The organism is Caballeronia sp. SBC1, assembly GCF_011493005.1.
Taxonomy (GTDB): Bacteria; Pseudomonadota; Gammaproteobacteria; order Burkholderiales; family Burkholderiaceae; genus Caballeronia.
Genome location: NZ_CP049156.1, coordinates 40,281 through 57,193, shown reverse-complemented (window position 1 = coordinate 57,193; position 16,913 = coordinate 40,281). Strand labels below are relative to the sequence as shown.

At 59.3% G+C, this 16,913-nt stretch carries 16 protein-coding genes and 1 tRNA gene; 7 read left to right on the top strand and 10 right to left on the bottom strand.

The features are described from left to right. Positions 1–101 precede the first annotated feature (101 nt). The 3 genes from dprA (at position 102) to SBC1_RS00230 (ending at position 4,775) form a co-directional block, all read left to right on the top strand. Positions 102–1,415 carry a DNA-processing protein DprA gene (dprA, locus tag SBC1_RS00240; protein WP_165085352.1) on the top strand — a complete coding sequence of 438 codons (1,314 nt, stop codon included), beginning with the start codon at positions 102–104 and terminating at the stop codon, positions 1,413–1,415. A gap of 85 nt (positions 1,416–1,500) precedes the next feature. Next, a complete protein-coding gene (locus tag SBC1_RS00235; RefSeq protein WP_165085349.1) occupies positions 1,501–1,878 on the top strand; it encodes a thioredoxin family protein in 378 nt (125 codons plus the stop codon). A 260-nt stretch (positions 1,879–2,138) separates the two neighbouring features. Then, positions 2,139–4,775 carry a DNA topoisomerase III gene (locus SBC1_RS00230; RefSeq protein ID WP_165986868.1) on the top strand — a complete coding sequence of 879 codons (2,637 nt, stop codon included), beginning with the start codon at positions 2,139–2,141 and terminating at the stop codon, positions 4,773–4,775. Between the two features lie 130 nt (positions 4,776–4,905). Here SBC1_RS00230 and SBC1_RS00225 read toward each other — a convergent pair whose 3' ends face one another. Then, a complete protein-coding gene (locus SBC1_RS00225) occupies positions 4,906–6,024 on the bottom strand; it encodes a LysR family transcriptional regulator (protein WP_165085344.1) in 1,119 nt (372 codons plus the stop codon). 335 nt (positions 6,025–6,359) lie between these two features. Then, positions 6,360–8,213: a phosphoenolpyruvate carboxykinase (GTP) gene (locus tag SBC1_RS00220; protein ID WP_165085340.1), complete on the bottom strand. Its 1,854-nt coding sequence runs from the start codon at positions 8,211–8,213 to the stop codon at positions 6,360–6,362. Positions 8,214–8,711: 498 nt separating this feature from the next. Between SBC1_RS00220 and SBC1_RS00215 the strand changes: the two genes are divergently transcribed. Continuing rightward, positions 8,712–9,725, top strand: a complete 1,014-nt coding sequence (locus SBC1_RS00215) for a D-2-hydroxyacid dehydrogenase family protein (RefSeq protein WP_165092994.1) — start codon at positions 8,712–8,714, stop codon at positions 9,723–9,725. Positions 9,726–9,732: 7 nt separating this feature from the next. On the opposite strand, the gene SBC1_RS00210 is transcribed toward SBC1_RS00215, so the two are convergent. From SBC1_RS00210 to SBC1_RS00200, 3 genes are read right to left on the bottom strand one after another with little or no spacing between them, the layout of a single operon-like run. After that, positions 9,733–10,209, bottom strand: coding sequence for an OsmC family protein (locus SBC1_RS00210; protein WP_165986866.1), 477 nt, complete (start codon positions 10,207–10,209; stop codon positions 9,733–9,735). Between the two features lie 16 nt (positions 10,210–10,225). Further along, the gene (locus SBC1_RS00205) at positions 10,226–11,101 is read right to left on the bottom strand and encodes a patatin-like phospholipase family protein (RefSeq protein WP_165085335.1); all 876 of its coding nucleotides are present in this window, start codon (positions 11,099–11,101) and stop codon (positions 10,226–10,228) included. Between the two features lie 20 nt (positions 11,102–11,121). Further along, complete coding sequence (locus tag SBC1_RS00200) at positions 11,122–11,526, bottom strand: PaaI family thioesterase (protein ID WP_165085332.1); 405 nt, start codon at positions 11,524–11,526, stop codon at positions 11,122–11,124. A 270-nt stretch (positions 11,527–11,796) separates the two neighbouring features. On the opposite strand from SBC1_RS00200, the gene SBC1_RS00195 reads away from it, so the two are divergent. Beyond that, a tRNA-Lys gene (locus SBC1_RS00195) sits at positions 11,797–11,872 on the top strand. 90 nt (positions 11,873–11,962) lie between these two features. On the opposite strand, the gene SBC1_RS00190 is transcribed toward SBC1_RS00195, so the two are convergent. The 3 genes from SBC1_RS00190 to SBC1_RS00180 form a co-directional block, all read right to left on the bottom strand. Beyond that, a complete protein-coding gene (locus SBC1_RS00190) occupies positions 11,963–13,228 on the bottom strand; it encodes an MFS transporter (RefSeq protein ID WP_165986864.1) in 1,266 nt (421 codons plus the stop codon). Between the two features lie 40 nt (positions 13,229–13,268). Next, on the bottom strand, positions 13,269–13,832 hold the full coding sequence (locus SBC1_RS00185; RefSeq protein WP_165986862.1) for an isochorismatase family protein: 564 nt from the start codon (positions 13,830–13,832) through the stop codon (positions 13,269–13,271). Positions 13,833–13,933: 101 nt separating this feature from the next. After that, a complete protein-coding gene (locus SBC1_RS00180; protein WP_165986861.1) occupies positions 13,934–14,398 on the bottom strand; it encodes a MarR family winged helix-turn-helix transcriptional regulator in 465 nt (154 codons plus the stop codon). A 411-nt stretch (positions 14,399–14,809) separates the two neighbouring features. Between SBC1_RS00180 and SBC1_RS00175 the strand changes: the two genes are divergently transcribed. Further along, a complete protein-coding gene (locus tag SBC1_RS00175; RefSeq protein WP_165085317.1) occupies positions 14,810–15,061 on the top strand; it encodes a hypothetical protein in 252 nt (83 codons plus the stop codon). Positions 15,062–15,314: 253 nt separating this feature from the next. Beyond that, positions 15,315–15,605 carry a hypothetical protein gene (locus SBC1_RS00170; RefSeq protein ID WP_206365982.1) on the top strand — a complete coding sequence of 97 codons (291 nt, stop codon included), beginning with the start codon at positions 15,315–15,317 and terminating at the stop codon, positions 15,603–15,605. Between the two features lie 70 nt (positions 15,606–15,675). On the opposite strand, the gene SBC1_RS00165 is transcribed toward SBC1_RS00170, so the two are convergent. Continuing rightward, the gene (locus SBC1_RS00165; RefSeq protein WP_165986859.1) at positions 15,676–15,846 is read right to left on the bottom strand and encodes a hypothetical protein; all 171 of its coding nucleotides are present in this window, start codon (positions 15,844–15,846) and stop codon (positions 15,676–15,678) included. Between the two features lie 319 nt (positions 15,847–16,165). Next, positions 16,166–16,486, bottom strand: coding sequence for a DUF4148 domain-containing protein (locus SBC1_RS00160; RefSeq protein ID WP_165986857.1), 321 nt, complete (start codon positions 16,484–16,486; stop codon positions 16,166–16,168). Between the last annotated feature and the right edge of the window lie 427 nt (positions 16,487–16,913).

Below are 16,913 nucleotides of genomic sequence, written 5' to 3'. Positions count from 1 at the left end.
TCGTTTCAGTGCCGCTCGCGGGGCGGCAACGCGTTGTCCGAATAGCCAGGAACACGGCCGTTCGACAATCCTTTCGTATTTCGGGATATGAAAATTTTAACATGACGCCTTTCCTGTTGCCGACGGCCGACGCCAAGCCCTGTCTGGGAGAAACCGATTTGCAGGACGTTTCAGCCTGGCTGCGGCTGGCAAATGCGAGCGGTTTGCCGCCCATTGCGCTGCGTGCGTTGCTTGCGGAATTTGGCAGCCCGCAGGCGGTGTTGAACCAGCCATTCAACGCACTCGCGGTCATCGCCGGAGAGAAAGCCGCGCGTGCCGTGCTGGGCTCTCCGCCACGCTCGGAACTCGGCTCATTCGACGAATGCCTCGCCCGCACGCTTGAGTGGGCGTCGGTTCCAGGCAACCGGATCGTCACGCTTGCGGATTCGGCGTACCCGCCTGCGCTGCTGACCATGCCCGATCCGCCGCCGCTGCTATATGTAAAGGGACGGCTGGACCTGCTACAGGCCCGGGCGGTTGCGATCGTTGGCAGCCGAAGCGCAACGCCGCAAGGCATTGACGACGCCCGCCGCTTCGCGCACGCCCTTTCGGACGCGGGGCTCGCCATAGTCTCGGGGCTCGCGCTGGGTATAGATGGCGCGGCGCATCGCGGAGGGCTTAGCGGTGCCGGCAGCACGATTGCGGTCATCGGAACGGGTGCGGATCTCGTCTATCCGCCGCTGCACCACGCGCTGGCGCACGAAATTGCGTCGAACGGCACGATTGTGTCGGAATGGCCACTCGGCACGCCGGCCCGGTCGGCAAATTTTCCCCAGCGTAACCGGTTGATCGCGGGGCTGGCGAGTGGCGTGCTGATCGTTGAAGCGGCCACGCGCTCGGGTTCGCTGATTACCGCCCGCCTCGCCAACGAAATGGGGCGCGATGTATTCGCGATTCCCGGATCGATTCACGCGCCGCTGTCGCGCGGGTGTCATCGGATGATCAAGCAGGGGGCGAAGCTTGTGGAAACGCCCGAAGACATTCTCGAAGAGTTTGGTTTTACGGTTCCGAGTGAAGCGACGGCGGCTCCTGTTTCGAAGCCGCGAAGGCGTGGGAAAACACGTCCAGCGGAGGATGGCGGCACTGAACCGGCTACCAGCGAATTCGCGCTGGAGCTTCAGGACGCGTCGGGTTCAGGTTCCGCCGCTCGCGGCAAACCGACGAGTGCGTCCTGGGCGTCCGCATCGCTAAAACCCGCCAACCCGGAAGCCGAACGCCTGCTCGACGCACTCGGGCACTCGCCCGCGACGCTTGAAATTCTTGCCGAGCGAACCGAAATGGACGGAGCGATGCTACAAAGCCTGCTGCTGCAACTCGAACTGTCGGGGCGGATTGGCGCGTTGCCGGGGGGACGCTTTACCCGGCTTGAACGCTGATTTTTCGACACCATGCTACATTCGCGACAAAATCCACTGCTTGCATCATCAGACAAATTACTTACGAAAAGGACTGCAAGGAACCATGCCCGCGCTGAATCTCGACACCGACGCCGATCAGATTGCCGAGCGCCTGGCCAGCGCCGGCACGCTGCTCGTCGCCTGCCTGTGCGCCGAATGGTGCGGGACGTGCCGCGACTATCGCGAGAGTTTCAACTTGCTCGCCGACGCCCATCCGGACATCTGCTTTGCATGGATCGACATCGAAAACCAGGCAGATCGCTTCGATGATCTCGATGTGGAAAATTTTCCGACCGTCTTGATCGAAGACGCCGTGACAACCCGATTTTTTGGAACGGTGTTGCCGCAAACGTCTATTGTTGCGCGCATGTTGACGGACTTGAGCGCGTTGCCGGGCGTGGTGGGTGCACCGAAGATCCGCCCCGCGCTGGTCGCCGCGTGAATCGACCGAGTGAGTCGACGCGTGTATCGATTCAACCGGCAAGACCACTATGCGCAACCGAGCGCATCCGTAAGCTGAAACGGCTGCCGTGCTTGCATCACAAAGCACCCACATTCACCGTTCGGCATCCCGCGTTTCACCAAATGCCAGACCGCGCGCCGCACGCCATATGCTATAAAGCGGACGTTAACGGGTCCGAACCGAGGCGGCGCAAGCCACCCAAACCCGGCCTCATGCCAGTCCCTAACTAGAATCGAGTCATGTCCAAAGCCCTGATCATTGCTGAAAAGCCTTCTGTCGCGAACGACATCGCGCGCGCTTTGGGCGGCTTCACCAAGCATGACGAATATTACGAAAGCGAAGACTACGTGCTGTCGTCGGCTGTCGGCCACTTGCTCGAAATTGCCGCGCCGGAGGAGTACGAGGTCAAGCGCGGCAAGTGGAGCTTCGCCAATTTGCCCGTCATTCCGCCGCATTTCGACCTGAATCCGATCGCCAAAAGCGAATCCCGGCTGAAAGTGCTGACCAAGCTGCTCAAGCGCAAGGACGTCGATCGCCTGATCAACGCCTGTGACGCGGGGCGCGAAGGCGAGCTGATTTTTCGCCTGATCGCGCAGCACGCGAAAGCCAAGCAGCCAGTGCAACGCCTCTGGCTCCAGTCGATGACCGCCGGCTCCATCCGTGACGGTTTCGCGAACCTGCGCAGCGACGCGGACATGCAGCCGCTAGCCGATGCCGCCCGTTGCCGCTCCGAAGCCGACTGGCTTGTAGGCATCAACGGCACGCGCGCCATGACCGCGTTCAACAGCAAGGGCGGTGGTTTTTTCCTGACAACTGTGGGTCGCGTTCAGACGCCAACGTTGTCTATCGTCGTGGAACGCGAGGAAAAGATCCGTCGCTTCGTACCGCGCGATTATTGGGAAGTGCGTGCTGAATTTATCGCTGCGAAGGGTATGTACGAAGGTCGCTGGTTCGACCCGAAATTCAAGCGCGTCGAGGGCGATCCGGAGCAGCGCGACTCGCGGCTCTGGAGCTTGCCGGCTGCTGAAACCATTGTCGCGGCTTGCCGTGGCAAAACCGGCACGGTCACGGAAGAAGCCAAGCCGTCCACGCAAATGTCGCCGCTGCTGTTCGACCTGACTAGCTTGCAGCGCGAAGCCAACGGCCGTTTCGGCTTTTCGGCCAAGAACACGCTCGGCTTGGCTCAGGCGTTGTATGAAAAGCACAAGGTGCTCACGTACCCGCGTACCGACGCCCGCGCGCTGCCTGAGGATTACATCCCGACGGTGAAAGACACGCTCGCCATGCTCAAGGAGAGCAACAACTATCTGCCGCACGCGAAGCAGGTGTTGGACAAGGGCTGGGTAAAGCCGAACAAGCGCATTTTCGACAACTCAAAGATCAGCGATCACTTCGCGATCATCCCCACTCTGCAGGCGCCGAAATCGTTGTCCGAGCCGGAGCAGAAGCTGTACGACCTGGTCGTAAAGCGTTTTCTCGCGGTGTTTTTCCCGGCAGCCGAATACCTCGTCACCACGCGGATCACCGAAGCCGCCGGCCATCACTTCAAGACGGAAGGCAAGGTACTCGTAGAACCGGGCTGGCTGCAGGTGTACGGCAAGGAAGTGGGCGGCGAAGACGCCAATCTCGTGCAGGTTCAGAAGGACGAGAAGGTCGATGTCGAGAAGGTCGCGGCGGTCGGTCTGGTAACGAAACCGCCGGCACGCTACAACGAAGCGTCATTGCTCTCGGCCATGGAAGGCGCGGGCAAGCTCATTGAAGACGAGGAATTGCGCGAGGCGATGGCCGCGAAGGGTCTGGGCACACCGGCTACGCGTGCGGCGGTCATCGAAGGGCTGTTGGGCGAAAAGTACATGGTGCGCGAAGGCCGTGAGCTGATTCCCACGGCGAAGGCGTTCCAGTTGATGACCTTGCTGCGCGGCCTCGGCGTAGAGGAGCTGACGGCGCCCGAACTGACCGGCGAGTGGGAGCACAAGCTGTCGCAGATGGAACGCGGCAAGCTCCCGCGCGACGAGTTCATGCAGGAAATCGCGCGCATGACGCAGACCATCGTGAAGCGCGCGAAGGAATACGACTCCGACACCATCCCCGGCGATTATTCGACGCTCGAAACGCCGTGTCCGAATTGCGGCAGCCAGATCAAAGAGAACTATCGGCGATTCGCTTGCACGAAGTGCGAATTCTCGATGTCGAAGATTCCTGGCGGACGGCAGTTCGAGATTCCTGAAGTCGAGCAGTTGATCAAGGACAAGACCATCGGACCGCTGTCGGGATTCCGCAGCAAGATGGGCCGGCCGTTTTCCGCGATCCTGAAGCTTTCCTTCGACGACGAAATCAAGAACTGGAAGCTCGAGTTCGACTTCGGTCAGGATTCAGGCGGCGAAGACGGCGAACCGGTGGACTTCTCGGAGCAGACGCCGGTTGGCGCGTGTCCGAAATGTCAGTCGCGCGTGTACGAGCACGGCATGAGTTATGTGTGCGAGAACTCAGTGGCGAATCCGAAAACTTGCGATTTCCGTTCGGGCAAGGTGATCCTGCAGCAGGAAATGTCGCGCGAGCAGATGACGAAGTTGCTCGAGGAAGGAAGGACGGACTTGCTGACGGGCTTCAAGTCATCGCGCACGGGCCGGAACTTCAAGGCGTTTCTCGTCAAGCAGCCGGATGGCAAGATCGGCTTCGAATTCGAGAAGAAAGAGCCGAAACCAGGTGCGAAACCGGCCGTCAAGCGCGGTGCGGCAGCGGCTACTGAAGCGGAAGATGAAGGTGACGGCGACGTCGCCGTTGCGGCCAAGAAGACGACCGTGAAGCCTGCGGCGAAGAAAGCGCCTGCGAAGAAGGTGGCGGCCAAGAAGGCGCCGGCTCGCAAAGCGGGATAGTTTTCAGGGCCGGTAGGTTAGGCCCCGCCCCGCAGCATAAAAAAAAGCCCGCGAGTCATTCGCGGGCTTTTTTCGTTCATCGTGCTGGACAACGCTTAAGTGCTCAAGAAGCCTCAACACAGCTGCCCCGTCAGAACGGCGATGGCATGGCCGGCGTCGCACGCGAGCGCGACTTCGCAGGCTTGCCACCGAGCTTGTTGTCATCGGTGAGGGGCGCTTCGGCTTCAAATCGGGCACCGCCTTCCGCTTCCGCGTAGGCCGCGTGCGCAACCAGCGGCTCGGAATCACGCTCATCAATTGCCGGCGATCCCGGCTTGATGAATCCGTCCTTCACCCACTGCTCGCCAAGCTGATGATTCGGCGTCTGGCTGAAATGCTCGACAAGGTGATCAATGAACGTGCGCACCTTCGCCGGCAAATGGCGCCGGCTCGGATACGCAACGTTGATCTCGACCTGCGGCAGCGCGTAGTCGCTCAACAGCCTCACCAGCTTGCCGCGCGTAGTGTCGTTGCCGATCAGGTAGCTCGGCAGGATCGCGATGCCCATGCCGAGCAGCGCGAACTGGCGCAGCATCTCGGTATTGTTCGCGACGATCACGTTCGTCGGCCGCACGCGCACTTCGCCTTCCGGGCCGGTGAACACACGCTCATCGCCGAAATATTCGGACGGCAAACTCAGCGACGGATGTTCAGCAAGGTCTTCAGGCCGCGTCGGCACGCCATGCTTTTCGAGATACCCGGGCGTAGCGCATACGGTGAGGCAACCGGTCGTGAGGCGCCGCGTGACAATGCTCGCGCTGCGCATCTGGCGCGCGATCACAATGCCCACGTCGAAGCCCTCTTCGACCAGATCAACTTGCCGGTCGACCAGCGTGACGTCCGGCACGACTTTCGGATAGCGCTCCGTATAGGTCTGCAGCACGGGCGCGAGGTTGTGCAGGCCAAACACGACGGGTGCGACAATTCGTAGCGATCCAACGGGCTCATGATTACGTGCAACCACCATTTGTTCGACGTCCTCGAGCTCGTCGAGGATCTGGCGAGCGCGTTCCAGGTACACCTGGCCCGACTCGGTCAGCGACAGACTGCGCGTCGTGCGGTTAAGCAGGCGGGTGCCCAGACGTCCTTCCAGGTCAGCAATATGACGCGTTGCCACTGCATTCGAGATATCCATCGCGCCGGCTGCGCGGGCAAAACTGCCGAGATCCGCCACTCGGACGAATACTTTCATCGACTGCAAATGATCCATAAGACAACTCCTGCTGCTAGACGGCCTCTTTTAAATTCCAGAAGCAATTCGGAATTATCCTAGGACTCCCGTTTTCGTGCAGAAGTTGCCTTAAATGTGACTTTTTCTGACAAAAGATTTCGGCTTTACCATTCGGCAAGGAGAAACACGGCGCATTATTGCTAAATTCGGAACGATGTCGCTATCGAGCGCGATCCGACATCATTCTGAAAAGCTGGCAGAAGCAATTTTGACGCAGTACAGCGAGAAATGCATAAGGGCCACTAATGCGGCCCTTATTTCATCGATTATGTCGACTTTCGTCACTAATCACGTTAATCGAGTTTCAACAAAAATCAGACCGAAACTCTCTTTTCGAACGCGGCTTTCGTCTCGGCAAGCTCGGAAGGCAGTCCTTGGGCGAGTTTCGTGAATAACTCGTCGTGTAGTTCCAGTTCAGCCCGCCATGCCGAGTCCTGCACCGAAATAACGCGTTCGAACTGCTCGCGGGTGAAGTCGAGTGCGCCCCAGTCTATGTCCTCGAAGCGCGGCGAGAGGCCGAACGCGTGTTCATCGCCCTGAGCGGTGCCTTCAATGCGGCCAATCATCCAGCTCAGCACGCGCATGTTGTCGCCGAAACCTGGCCACACGAACTTGCCGTCCGCGCCCTTGCGGAACCAGTTTACGCAGAAGAACTTCGGCAGTTTGGCGTCGAGTTGCTCTAGCCGCTCGCCCACTTTTAGCCAGTGGCCGAAATAGTCGCTCATGTTGTAGCCGCAGAACGGCAGCATGGCGAACGGGTCACGTCTGACCACGCCCTGCTGGCCGGCTGCGGCGGCAGTGGTTTCCGAGCCCATGGTCGCGGCCATGTAGACGCCCTCGTTCCAGCTGCGCGCCTCGGTGACGAGCGGCACGGTGTCCGAACGGCGGCCGCCGAAGATAAACGCATCGATTGCGACCCCGGCGGGATTTTCCCAATCTGCGTCGATAGACGGACATTGCGCAGCCGGTGCCGTGAATCGGGCGTTCGGATGCGCTGCCTTCTTGCCCGACTCGGGCGTCCAGTCATTGCCCTGCCAGTCGATCAGGTGCGCCGGCGGCGTGTCCGTCATGCCTTCCCACCAGACGTCGCCGTCGTCGGTGAGCGCCACGTTCGTGAAGATCACGTTCTCCTTGAGCGTCGCCATGGCGTTGAAGTTGGTCTTTTCGCTCGTGCCCGGCGCCACGCCAAAATATCCTGCTTCGGGGTTGATCGCGTACAACCGGCCGTCGCGGCCTGGCTTGATCCAGGCGATGTCATCGCCGATGGTGGAGACCTTCCAGCCCGCCATGTCCTGCGGCGGAATCAGCATCGCGAAATTGGTTTTGCCGCACGCCGACGGAAACGCCGCCGCGACGTGATACTTGCGCCCTTGCGGCGACGTCACGCCGAGAATCAGCATGTGTTCGGCGAGCCAGCCTTCGGCGCGTCCCATTGTGGATGCAATCCGCAGCGCGAAACATTTCTTGCCGAGCAGCGCGTTGCCGCCGTAGCCCGAACCGAAACTCCAGATCTCGCGGCTCTCCGGAAAATGAACGATGTATTTTGTGTCGTTGCACGGCCAAGGAACGTCTTTCTGCCCCTGCTGCAAAGGCGCACCAACCGAATGCACGCACGGCACGAATTCACCGCCAGCGCCGAGCACGTCGTACACCGCGCGGCCCATGCGCGTCATGATGCGCATGTTGGTGACCACGTACGGGCTATCGGTCAGTTCCACGCCAATATGTGCGATCGGCGAGCCGAGCGGTCCCATCGAAAATGGGACGACGAACATCGTGCGGCCGCTCATGCAGCCGTCGAAGAGACCGTCCAGCGTAAGACGCATTTCGGCAGGATCGATCCAGTTGTTCGTCGGACCGGCCTGTTCAGGGCGCGCCGAGCAGATGAACGTCCGGTCTTCCACCCGCGCGACGTCGGATGGGTCCGAGCATGCCAGGTAGGAATTAGGCCGTTTGGCGGGATTGAGGCGTTTGAGCGTACCGGCGTCGACCATTTGTTGTGAAAGGCGGTTGTACTCCTCCTCCGACCCGTCACACCATTCGATCCGCTCCGGCTTTGTCAGCGCGGCGACCTGCCGCACCCAGTCGATGAGTTTCTGGTTCTTCACGTACGCCGGTACATCATTGTCGGCGTCCACGTTCTGATCTACTACTGCAGGCTGGTTCATCGATCACACTCCGTTCTTGGAAGAGAAAACGGTTTGCAACCCGCCGGCGCTGCTCGCGAGAGGCGCATTTCGGGTCGCCGGATGACCTGCACGGAGGAACTCACGTGGCAGACGGCGACACAAAAACAAGGCATGCGTCGGGGAGTTGTCTAGTCTGGTGGCGACTGCCGTCTGAATCGCGGCTTGCGTCGGCACGGAACAAACTGTTAAAAAGGGATAGGTATTGTCTCCATCGTTGCCGGTTTTCCGGCGCTGGCGACGCGTGAATGGCTACACTGCCCTATTCCGCATTCGAATTCTTTCAGACACCCATCCCGGCGACCGGTAAATTCGCCGGGTTATACCAGCAGCTTAACGCGACGCAATGCCCAGATTTCGGCGAAATTTATACGTGATTACCCGATTTATCCGTAATTACCCGAACTTAGCACGTCGATTCCTGTCCATCCTCGAATTTCTGCAGCACGTTTGATGCCTATCAAAAGCCAATCCATGCCAATCAAAATTGCCATCCTGGACGACTACCAAGACGCCGTTCGCAAGCTCGATTGCTTCAGTCTGCTCGCCGATCACGAGGTGAAAGTATTCAATAACACGGTGCGCGGCCTCGGACAGTTGGCTAGCAGACTTTCGGAAGTAGAAGCGCTCGTTTTGATCCGCGAGCGCACCCGGATCAGCTCGCAATTGCTCGACAAACTGCCACGGCTGCGCATGATCAGCCAGACCGGCAAGGCGGGCGGCCATATAGAACTCGACGCCTGTACCGAGCGAGGAATTGCCGTGCTGGAAGGCACCGGTTCACCGATCGCGCCAGCCGAGCTGACCTGGGCGCTGATCATGGCCGCGCAACGCCGCATTCCGCAGTACGTCGCGAACCTGAAGCAGGGTGCGTGGCAGCAGTCCGGTCTGAAGACCTCCGCGTTGCCGCCGAATTTCGGCCTGGGCCAAGTGCTTCGCGGCCAGACGCTTGGGATCTGGGGATACGGAAAAATTGGCCAGTTGCTCGCCGGTTACGGCAAGGCGTTTGGCATGAAAGTGATCATCTGGGGCCGGGAGCACTCGCAGGCTGCCGCGCGTGCGGACGGCGTGGATGTCGCCGAGAGCCGCGAAGCGCTGTTCGAACAGAGCGATGTGCTCTCGTTGCATCTGCGGCTGAACGACGATACGCGCGGCATTGTCACAGCCGCCGATCTGATGCGCATGAAGCCGACTGCGCTATTCGTGAATACCAGTCGCGCCGAATTGCTCGAAGAAAACGCGCTGCTCAATGCGCTGCATCACAACCGGCCGGGAATGGTCGCTATCGATGTGTTCGAAAGCGAGCCGATCCTGCAGGGTTATAGCCTGCTGCGCATGGAAAACGTCATTTGCACGCCGCACATCGGGTACGTGGAGAGGGAGAGTTACGAGCTCTACTTCACAGCAGCGTTCAAGAACATCCTCGCCTTCGATGCCGGCGACACATCGAGTGTCGCCAATCCGGAAGCGCTGGTGGGTGGACGCCGGCGATAGTCAATAGTTAAAGCGTGGAAATGTCCGTGGACGGTTCGCATCGGACGGGGAAGTTGACCGAGTTCGCGATAAAACAGAACTTATGCGCTTCCTCGTGCAAACGGCCGGCCAGCCTCACGTCACCGCCTGCGCCAATAGTTACTTGCGGGCGCAGGACGATGTCGGTGAAGCGGCCGCTTCCTTGAGGCGTTTCCTCCATCGTGCCGACGGGGTCATCCACGTAACCCGTCACCACGATGCCATTCATCGCGCAAAGGTGCAGGTACCAGAGCATGTGGCACGACGAAAGCGACGCGACGAACAACTCTTCCGGGTTGTGGCGCGTGGCGTCGCCGCGAAACGCCGGATCGCTCGATGCCTCAATGGCCGGTTTGTTCGCTGCACGTATCAGATGATCGCGGGAGTACGCGTCGTAGCGTGAGGTGCCGGAGCCCTGATCGCCCGTCCAGACGACTTGCAGCGTGTATTTGTGGTGTTTGGTCATCGATTCAACACTCCTTTTAAAGATGCGCCGCGGCGCCAAGTAGATCGGGCAAGCGTGTCAGGAATTGCTCACCATCGGCACGGCCCAGATCGTACGCGGGCCGCATCAGGGACGGACTCGTGTAATCCCATGCCGAAATCGGCACTTTGCGAGACGGCTGCACATAAACGCGACGCTGATCGCGGTTCGCGCCGTGCTCCACGACAAACATCTGCGGTCGCGGATACACGCGCGTCACCATCACGAGAACCAGTCCCGGCGACGCATCCAGCGCACCGACCGGCACATTGTCGACCATGCCGCCATCGAGTACCGGCCTTCCGTGCCTGCGCATGACGGGCGTGAACGGCGGCGTGCAGGACGATTGCAGGATCAGGTCGGCGAGGTCTTCGACCGTCGCGCACTCTTGCGCCTTCACGAATTCCGGATGGAAACCGAGCGACTGACCGAGCGTGGGATGCAGCTTCTTGCGCACGTACTTTTCGATGTTATAGGCGATCAGCCCGGCAGCAACCGCGCTGCGAGCACCCAGCCAACGCGGCAAATGCGATACGCCGATGCGAATCTCCGGCGCGTTTTGCAGCGATGGAAACTCGGCGCCGTAGATGTCGAGTAGTGCCTGCCTGTAGATCCGATAATGTGGAAACACCGATTCGCCACGCAGCAAATTACCCCAATACGCGTTTTTCGAATTGTCGCGCAGGACGTGCGCGTAGTAGTCCATCACCCATTCGGAGCGGTTCATGTACAGCATGCAGGCCGTGGCCGCGCCGGCCGAGATGCTGGTGATCACGCGTGGGCGCAGCTTGAGTTCCGGCTGGACAATGTCCCAGAAACCGGCTTGCCACCAGCAGCGGTTGCCGCCGCCGGCGAATACGACTTGATCGAACATGTTGGCTTGTTTTGCTTGTTTTATGTGAGGAGCATAACCGTGGTGGTCGCATGAGCAGCGAGTGCGCCAGTTTCGTCGTGGAGTTCGATTTCGCCGAAGATCAGGTTGCGGCCGCGACGCAGGATTTTGGCCGTGACGAGAACATCGCCGGCTTTGACCGGGCGTAGAAAGCTTGTCGTCAGCGAGACGGTGGTCATCGGCTGGAAACCGCCCAGTGTGTGTGCGATGGCGACGATCATGGCGGTATCAGCAGCGGCCATGAAAACCTGGCCGCAGATCACGCCGCCCGCGTGGCGGAGCTTGTCCGCGTGCGGCAGGCGCAGGGTCACGCTGGTATCGGTGGAACTTTCCGGCGTCAGGCCCAGGTCGCGGATCCATGGCGCGAAGGTGGTATCGAGCAAAGCGCGGATGGCGGATTCGTCCATGGGTTTGGTTTAGTGATGTTGATCTCGCGGCTGTTCTTGTGACTACTTCCGTGCGTTTGCCGGTGCCGCAACGAGCGCTTGTTTCATGCGTCCGTCATGATAACGGCTCGTGACAATTGCCCGAAGCGAGGCTTTTTGGGATGGCCGACGAGCGCCCACGCCATGTGCCATGAGGCTTTCAGGCGTCTGCGAGACGTTATTTTCAGGTTTTACGTTGCGGACAGTTGCGCAATCTGCGAAAACGTCGCTATAATTCGGATTCAGTTTTTCGGGGCGTTAGCTCAGCTGGTAGAGCAGCGGACTCTTAATCCGTAGGTCGACAGTTCGAATCTGTCACGCCCCACCAAGTATTTAAAAGGGTTTGCAAGCTTTTGGCTTGCAAACCCTTTTTCATTTTGGCTTCAGTTTCCCGCCTGGGACCATTCAAAAACACCCTTCAAACCACCGCATCCCCCTCATCGATACTAAACCGCAGTCTCCCTGCATCGATGAACACTCGCAACTGCCGGTACTTCGCCAGATAGCGAATGCCGACGATCGCCGCCGCGAACCCTGCCGCCGCGGCAACGCCAAGCGCCCAACGCGGGCCGAACGTATCGGCGACCCAACCTATAACCGGCGCACCTAAAGGCGTGCCACCCAACGCAATCGCCAAAAAGATCGCCATCACGCGTCCGCGCATGGCGGGTTCTGTAGATAGCTGCATCGTGCTGTTTGTCGTCGTGGTGATGGTTTGCGCGGACAGGCCGATGACCACAAGCGCAAGACCAAAGAAACCATAGCTTGGCGCGATCGCCGCCAGCGCACAGCCGGCACCGAAGACCGCGGTGCCCGTCAACAACACACCAATCCGCGGCTTCGCCCGCCTCGCCGCAAGCAGCGCGCCTGCGATTGTCCCAATCGCCATGATCGACGTCAGGAGTCCGTATTGACTCGCTCCGGCATGAAAGACGGTGACGGACATCGTGGAGATGAAAATCGGGAAATTGAGCCCAAACGTGCCGATCAGAAACAGCATGAGCAGCACCGCTTTCAGATCGGGCCGTTTCCAGACATAACGAAACCCTTCAGCCAGGCTCCCCCGCGCGCGGACGGCCCGCTTGCTCAGGTGAAATTCACCAACGCGAAGAAACCCCAGCGAGCAGAGCACCGCGACAAACGACGCTGCGTTGATCAGGAACACCCACCCCGTCCCCACCGATGCAATCAGCAACCCGGCAATGGCGGGACCAATCATTCGAGCGGCGTTGAACGATGTGGAGTTCAGCGCCACGGCATTTGACAGATCGGTTTCACCGACCAGATCGGCGACGAACGTCTGACGCGCGGGGGCATCGAACGCACTGACGCTGCCGAGTAAAAACGCAAACGCGTACACGTGCCACAAGTGGACCCACCCTGCGACAGTGAGGACACCCAGCCCAAGCGCGAGCGTTCCCAAAGCCGCCTGAGTGCCCATCAGGAGTTTGCGGCGATCGAGATGATCGGCCGCAAAACCGGTGAAGGGCAGCAAAAGAAGATGCGGGCCGAACTGGAGCGCCATGACCACGCCAACCGCGGTTGCATTGTGGTGAGTCAGTTGCGTGAGCACGAGCCAGTCCTGAGCCGTGCGCTGCATCCACGTTCCGATATTCGAGACGATCGCGCCGCCGGCCCAGACCCGGTAGTTGAAGCTGTTCAGCGAGCGGAACGTGCCGCTCATCGGACAGCTCCCGAAGCCACTATCTGCGCGCTGAAAGAGCTCACGCGCGGATGCTGCCGAGCAAAGCGATGATCTCGCGACTCGTGCCGGTCTCGCCCAGCCTTGGGAAGATCCGCATGATGCTGTTGGTGTGGGCATCGGCATTCATGTCGGTCATTGCATCGACGGCCAGCGTCACGTTGAACCCGTGCTCGTGCGCGTAACGCGCGGTCGACTCAACACCAATGCTGGTCGCCACCCCGGCGATAACGACTTGCGTGACACCCAGCTTCTTCAGATGTTCATCGAGACCGGTATTCGTGAACGCGCCCCACGTCCGCTTCGTAACGACGTGATCTTCAGGCTGTTGCTTCAACTCGGGGACAAGGTCGGCCCAATCGGCGGGGAGATCGGAAAGACTGCGCGACTGCTCTGAGCGGCCCGGCGCACCGCCGGCAACGTTGACGAGCACGACGGGCAATCCGTGGCTACGGAACGCGTCAAGCAACTCGCTGGCGTGCTTGACGACTTCATTGACGGGGTGCGCGGTCGGAAGCGCAACAATTCCCTTCTGCAGATCGATGACGACAAGCGCCGTCTTAGGGTCAAGCGTGGTGATCGTCATGGTGTTTTCCTTCCTGCAAGTTGGACTGCGACGCACCTGGGATGAGGCGCGGCAAGGGGATACGCGAGCCGATGGCAGCGCTTCTGCCACGCGGGGTTGAATCAGGAATCGACGAGCCGATTGAGCAGCGCGACGGTGGTCGCGAGCTCCTCTTGCTCGGCGGGCGTGAGCTTGGTTCGGATGGCACGGAACAACCAGTCTTCCCGGGCTGCGCGGCTCGCCTTGATCCATTCCCGGCATGCGTCAGTGAGGGACAAAATGGTCTGACGCCCATCGGCCGGGTCCGGCGTGCCGGTCACAAACCCGGCCGCCTCCAGGGCAGACACGGTGGCGCCCATGGATTGCGGACGCACACCTTCAGCGCGCGCGAGCGTGGTTACAGTCGCAGGACCCTCTCGCTCCAGACGGCTAAGGGCTGACATCTGGGACAAAGTGAACTCTCCCAGATTGGCCTCTTCGCGCAACCGCCGCTTCAGCTTGCCCAGCACCACGCGCAATTCCCCCGCGACAGCGTGCGCATGCGCGACTTCGGGAGGGGTGAGTTGCGTTTTCTCGTTCGTGTTCATTCCCGCATTTTAGCAGATGCAAAGGCAAACTACAAAGTTAAACTTCGCATATGGGTAACGAAATATGCCGGCACAGGGACATCCGCTGAGCATGGAGGGGCTGAATGAAGGTAGTTTTTCGTAACACCCGTCGTCGATGAAGTCATCTCACTTAAGAAGCGCCGTTGTCAGTTACCGCATATCCGGCCGCCGATCCTTCGGGTTTTTTCACTTCTGCCGCGATCTACACGAACAACAACCTGTATGCGAGTACGCAAGGAGCGGGAGCGCGAACTCTCAAGATTTAGTTCTCAGCAGTAGCGACTAGCCGCACACCATTCAACTGGCCAATAATCGCGATGTGAGCGCAAGCGAGCATATCGACACGGTGTCCCGACCTAGGATGTTGAAAACAACAACCGGGAGCGAAACATGGGCCAACGTGAAGATATGAGCGAGTGGCTGTCGCCAGCGGAACAAGCCGTCCGGATGCCGGTAGCGTGGCGCTACATGCTCGGCGATGGAAAATGGCGTTACCAGCGGGAATGGTCCGATGGCGCCAATATGCATCCTGTCTATGAAATGACAGCGGAAGACTCGGCGGCGCTAAACCGAACGACCAATAACAATGCGCCAGTCAAAGTTGGCACAATAACTCTACGCAATCCTTATCTTTCACGATAAAAATCTTCCCGAAGGCATTACCGGTTTTACGGTCGGTAATGGAGGATTGCTGAAGCAGAATTGTTCCCCTTAAGCAGCGTATTTTGCGGCTTGCAAAAACCCGTCCCGACCAAAAACCTGCGTTCACCGCCTTACCCGGCACGCGCCGCCTTTTTTGCACGTCTTGTTTCCGTTTTTTTCAATTACTAACAACCACGTTTACCCCAGCACGGGAAAATCACCAATCGAAAATCTCGTTTAACGAGGAGGCCGAATGCACGCCATTCCACTCAACTATAACGATCATGTTTTGGTGCCTCTTGCAGCCGGTGAGCGTGGCAGTTTCGCGTCGATGGTCATTGTCACCAAACCGAACGGCGCGCGCTGGGCATCGGGCGTGCTCGGCCACTTCGCTGAAGCGGACGACGCCTGCCGGTTTGCTGTCGAATATGGAAAAGCAGAGGTCGACGGACGGAGGCGTCCGCGAGCGGTGAAGTCGCCTGCCGAAACTGAACCGGGGCCGAACCGCACTGCTCCCCGGTGCACTTCCACCTCTGCGCCATGAAGTTTCGTCACCCACTTCTTCTTTGCCCACCGCACGTTGCGAGTGGGTTTTTTGTTTTTTAAACGATGCGTTAATGCTTGTGGTGCATCCAGCTCATGTGGTGTGTATCGAGCCATTCACGCATACGAACCCATCCGCTGCCGTCTTCTGGGTGCTCACGCCGATACCGGCGGCCCACTATGGCAGCAATGACGATCAGGACCGCAAGGACCACCACAAAACCGATCATGGACTCAGTCATGGCCGCCTCCTTAATACGTCACAACCTGCTTACATTTTAGGTCACGCATTTTGAAATGCGAATCTTGCGGCGTGTAAGCGCTATGTGACGTTTCGAGCTTGCCTCGTTACGTACCGTCTATGCGCCGTCGAAATACGCAAAAAAGCCCAGACAGCCGAGCTGGGCAAGTCCACCGGGATTAAACCCGTTGGAGGAGGTACGGATTCAGTCTTTTATAGGTGTGCGGCGCGCAAGCATTCTGCTCGCTCAGGCTACGCCGCCGGGCGACTCACATTCGGTTAGTCGCCGGCCCAGTCCCATACCGCGTGATTCAATGTGATCAATGGCCCATGTACGGCGAGTGCACGTTGTCGCCGAATGAAGATTGGACAGGGGTTCCGGAATCTGAAGACCCATTAGCCACCCCACCGTAGCTGCTGGCACCACCGTTTTGCGCCGCGACGCGTGCTTCTGCAGCTTGAATGTTGGCTGGGTAGTCGTAATCGTTCGCTGTTGCCGGGTTGTAGCCGGCCTTCTCAATCTGGATCAATTGCGCCTTCACTTCAGCACGGGTCAATGGCTGTTGGTTCGACTGAGCAAACGAAACGGCCGGGACGGCGAGCACTGCGGCAACTACAACGGCTTGAATAAGCGACTTCATGATACTTACCTCCGAATCTTGTTTTGCCGCGAACAACCTTGTTCGCGTTCTGTGATTCAAGTGTAGGTAAGGCGTTTCTGAAAATTAACCGCGATGCGCGCAAGAGATTATTGTTGTTTTAGGTAAAAACCCTAGGATCATCTGGGGCCAGATTTCCGACTTGGGGCGGGCTGTAATTTTCCGAAACCAACGGGCGACGAGCGACACAATTCCGGCCGAACGAAGGCCAGGTTCAATCTCTCTAATGCTCAACAGGGAGAAAAATCATGGGAAGGCTCTTTCTTGTTGTCGGACTAGCGGTTGGGCTCTCGGGGTGCATCGTCGCGCCGCCTTATGGTTATGCCCCGGCGCCCGGGTATGGGTATGCCTATGCGCCTGCGTATTACGCGGCGCCGACAGTTGGTGTTGGGATCGGGGTTGGGGGTTG

Excerpts from the sequence above, each read along its gene's own strand:
- SBC1_RS00175 (WP_165085317.1), top strand. The coding sequence starts at position 14,810 with ATGGGCCAACGTGAAGATATGAGCGAGTGGCTGTCGCCAGCGGAACAA.
- SBC1_RS00190 (WP_165986864.1), bottom strand. The coding sequence starts at position 13,228 with ATGAGCGGCACGTTCCGCTCGCTGAACAGCTTCAACTACCGGGTCTGG.
- SBC1_RS00160 (WP_165986857.1), bottom strand. The coding sequence starts at position 16,486 with ATGAAGTCGCTTATTCAAGCCGTTGTAGTTGCCGCAGTGCTCGCCGTC.
- SBC1_RS00230 (WP_165986868.1), top strand. The coding sequence starts at position 2,139 with ATGTCCAAAGCCCTGATCATTGCTGAAAAGCCTTCTGTCGCGAACGAC.
- SBC1_RS00225 (WP_165085344.1), bottom strand. The coding sequence starts at position 6,024 with ATGGATCATTTGCAGTCGATGAAAGTATTCGTCCGAGTGGCGGATCTC.
- SBC1_RS00205 (WP_165085335.1), bottom strand. The coding sequence starts at position 11,101 with ATGTTCGATCAAGTCGTATTCGCCGGCGGCGGCAACCGCTGCTGGTGG.
- SBC1_RS00165 (WP_165986859.1), bottom strand. The coding sequence starts at position 15,846 with ATGACTGAGTCCATGATCGGTTTTGTGGTGGTCCTTGCGGTCCTGATC.
- SBC1_RS00220 (WP_165085340.1), bottom strand. The coding sequence starts at position 8,213 with ATGAACCAGCCTGCAGTAGTAGATCAGAACGTGGACGCCGACAATGAT.
- SBC1_RS00210 (WP_165986866.1), bottom strand. The coding sequence starts at position 10,209 with ATGACCAAACACCACAAATACACGCTGCAAGTCGTCTGGACGGGCGAT.
- SBC1_RS00170 (WP_206365982.1), top strand. The coding sequence starts at position 15,315 with ATGCACGCCATTCCACTCAACTATAACGATCATGTTTTGGTGCCTCTT.
- SBC1_RS00235 (WP_165085349.1), top strand. The coding sequence starts at position 1,501 with ATGCCCGCGCTGAATCTCGACACCGACGCCGATCAGATTGCCGAGCGC.
- SBC1_RS00185 (WP_165986862.1), bottom strand. The coding sequence starts at position 13,832 with ATGACGATCACCACGCTTGACCCTAAGACGGCGCTTGTCGTCATCGAT.
- dprA (WP_165085352.1), top strand. The coding sequence starts at position 102 with ATGACGCCTTTCCTGTTGCCGACGGCCGACGCCAAGCCCTGTCTGGGA.
- SBC1_RS00180 (WP_165986861.1), bottom strand. The coding sequence starts at position 14,398 with ATGAACACGAACGAGAAAACGCAACTCACCCCTCCCGAAGTCGCGCAT.
- SBC1_RS00200 (WP_165085332.1), bottom strand. The coding sequence starts at position 11,526 with ATGGACGAATCCGCCATCCGCGCTTTGCTCGATACCACCTTCGCGCCA.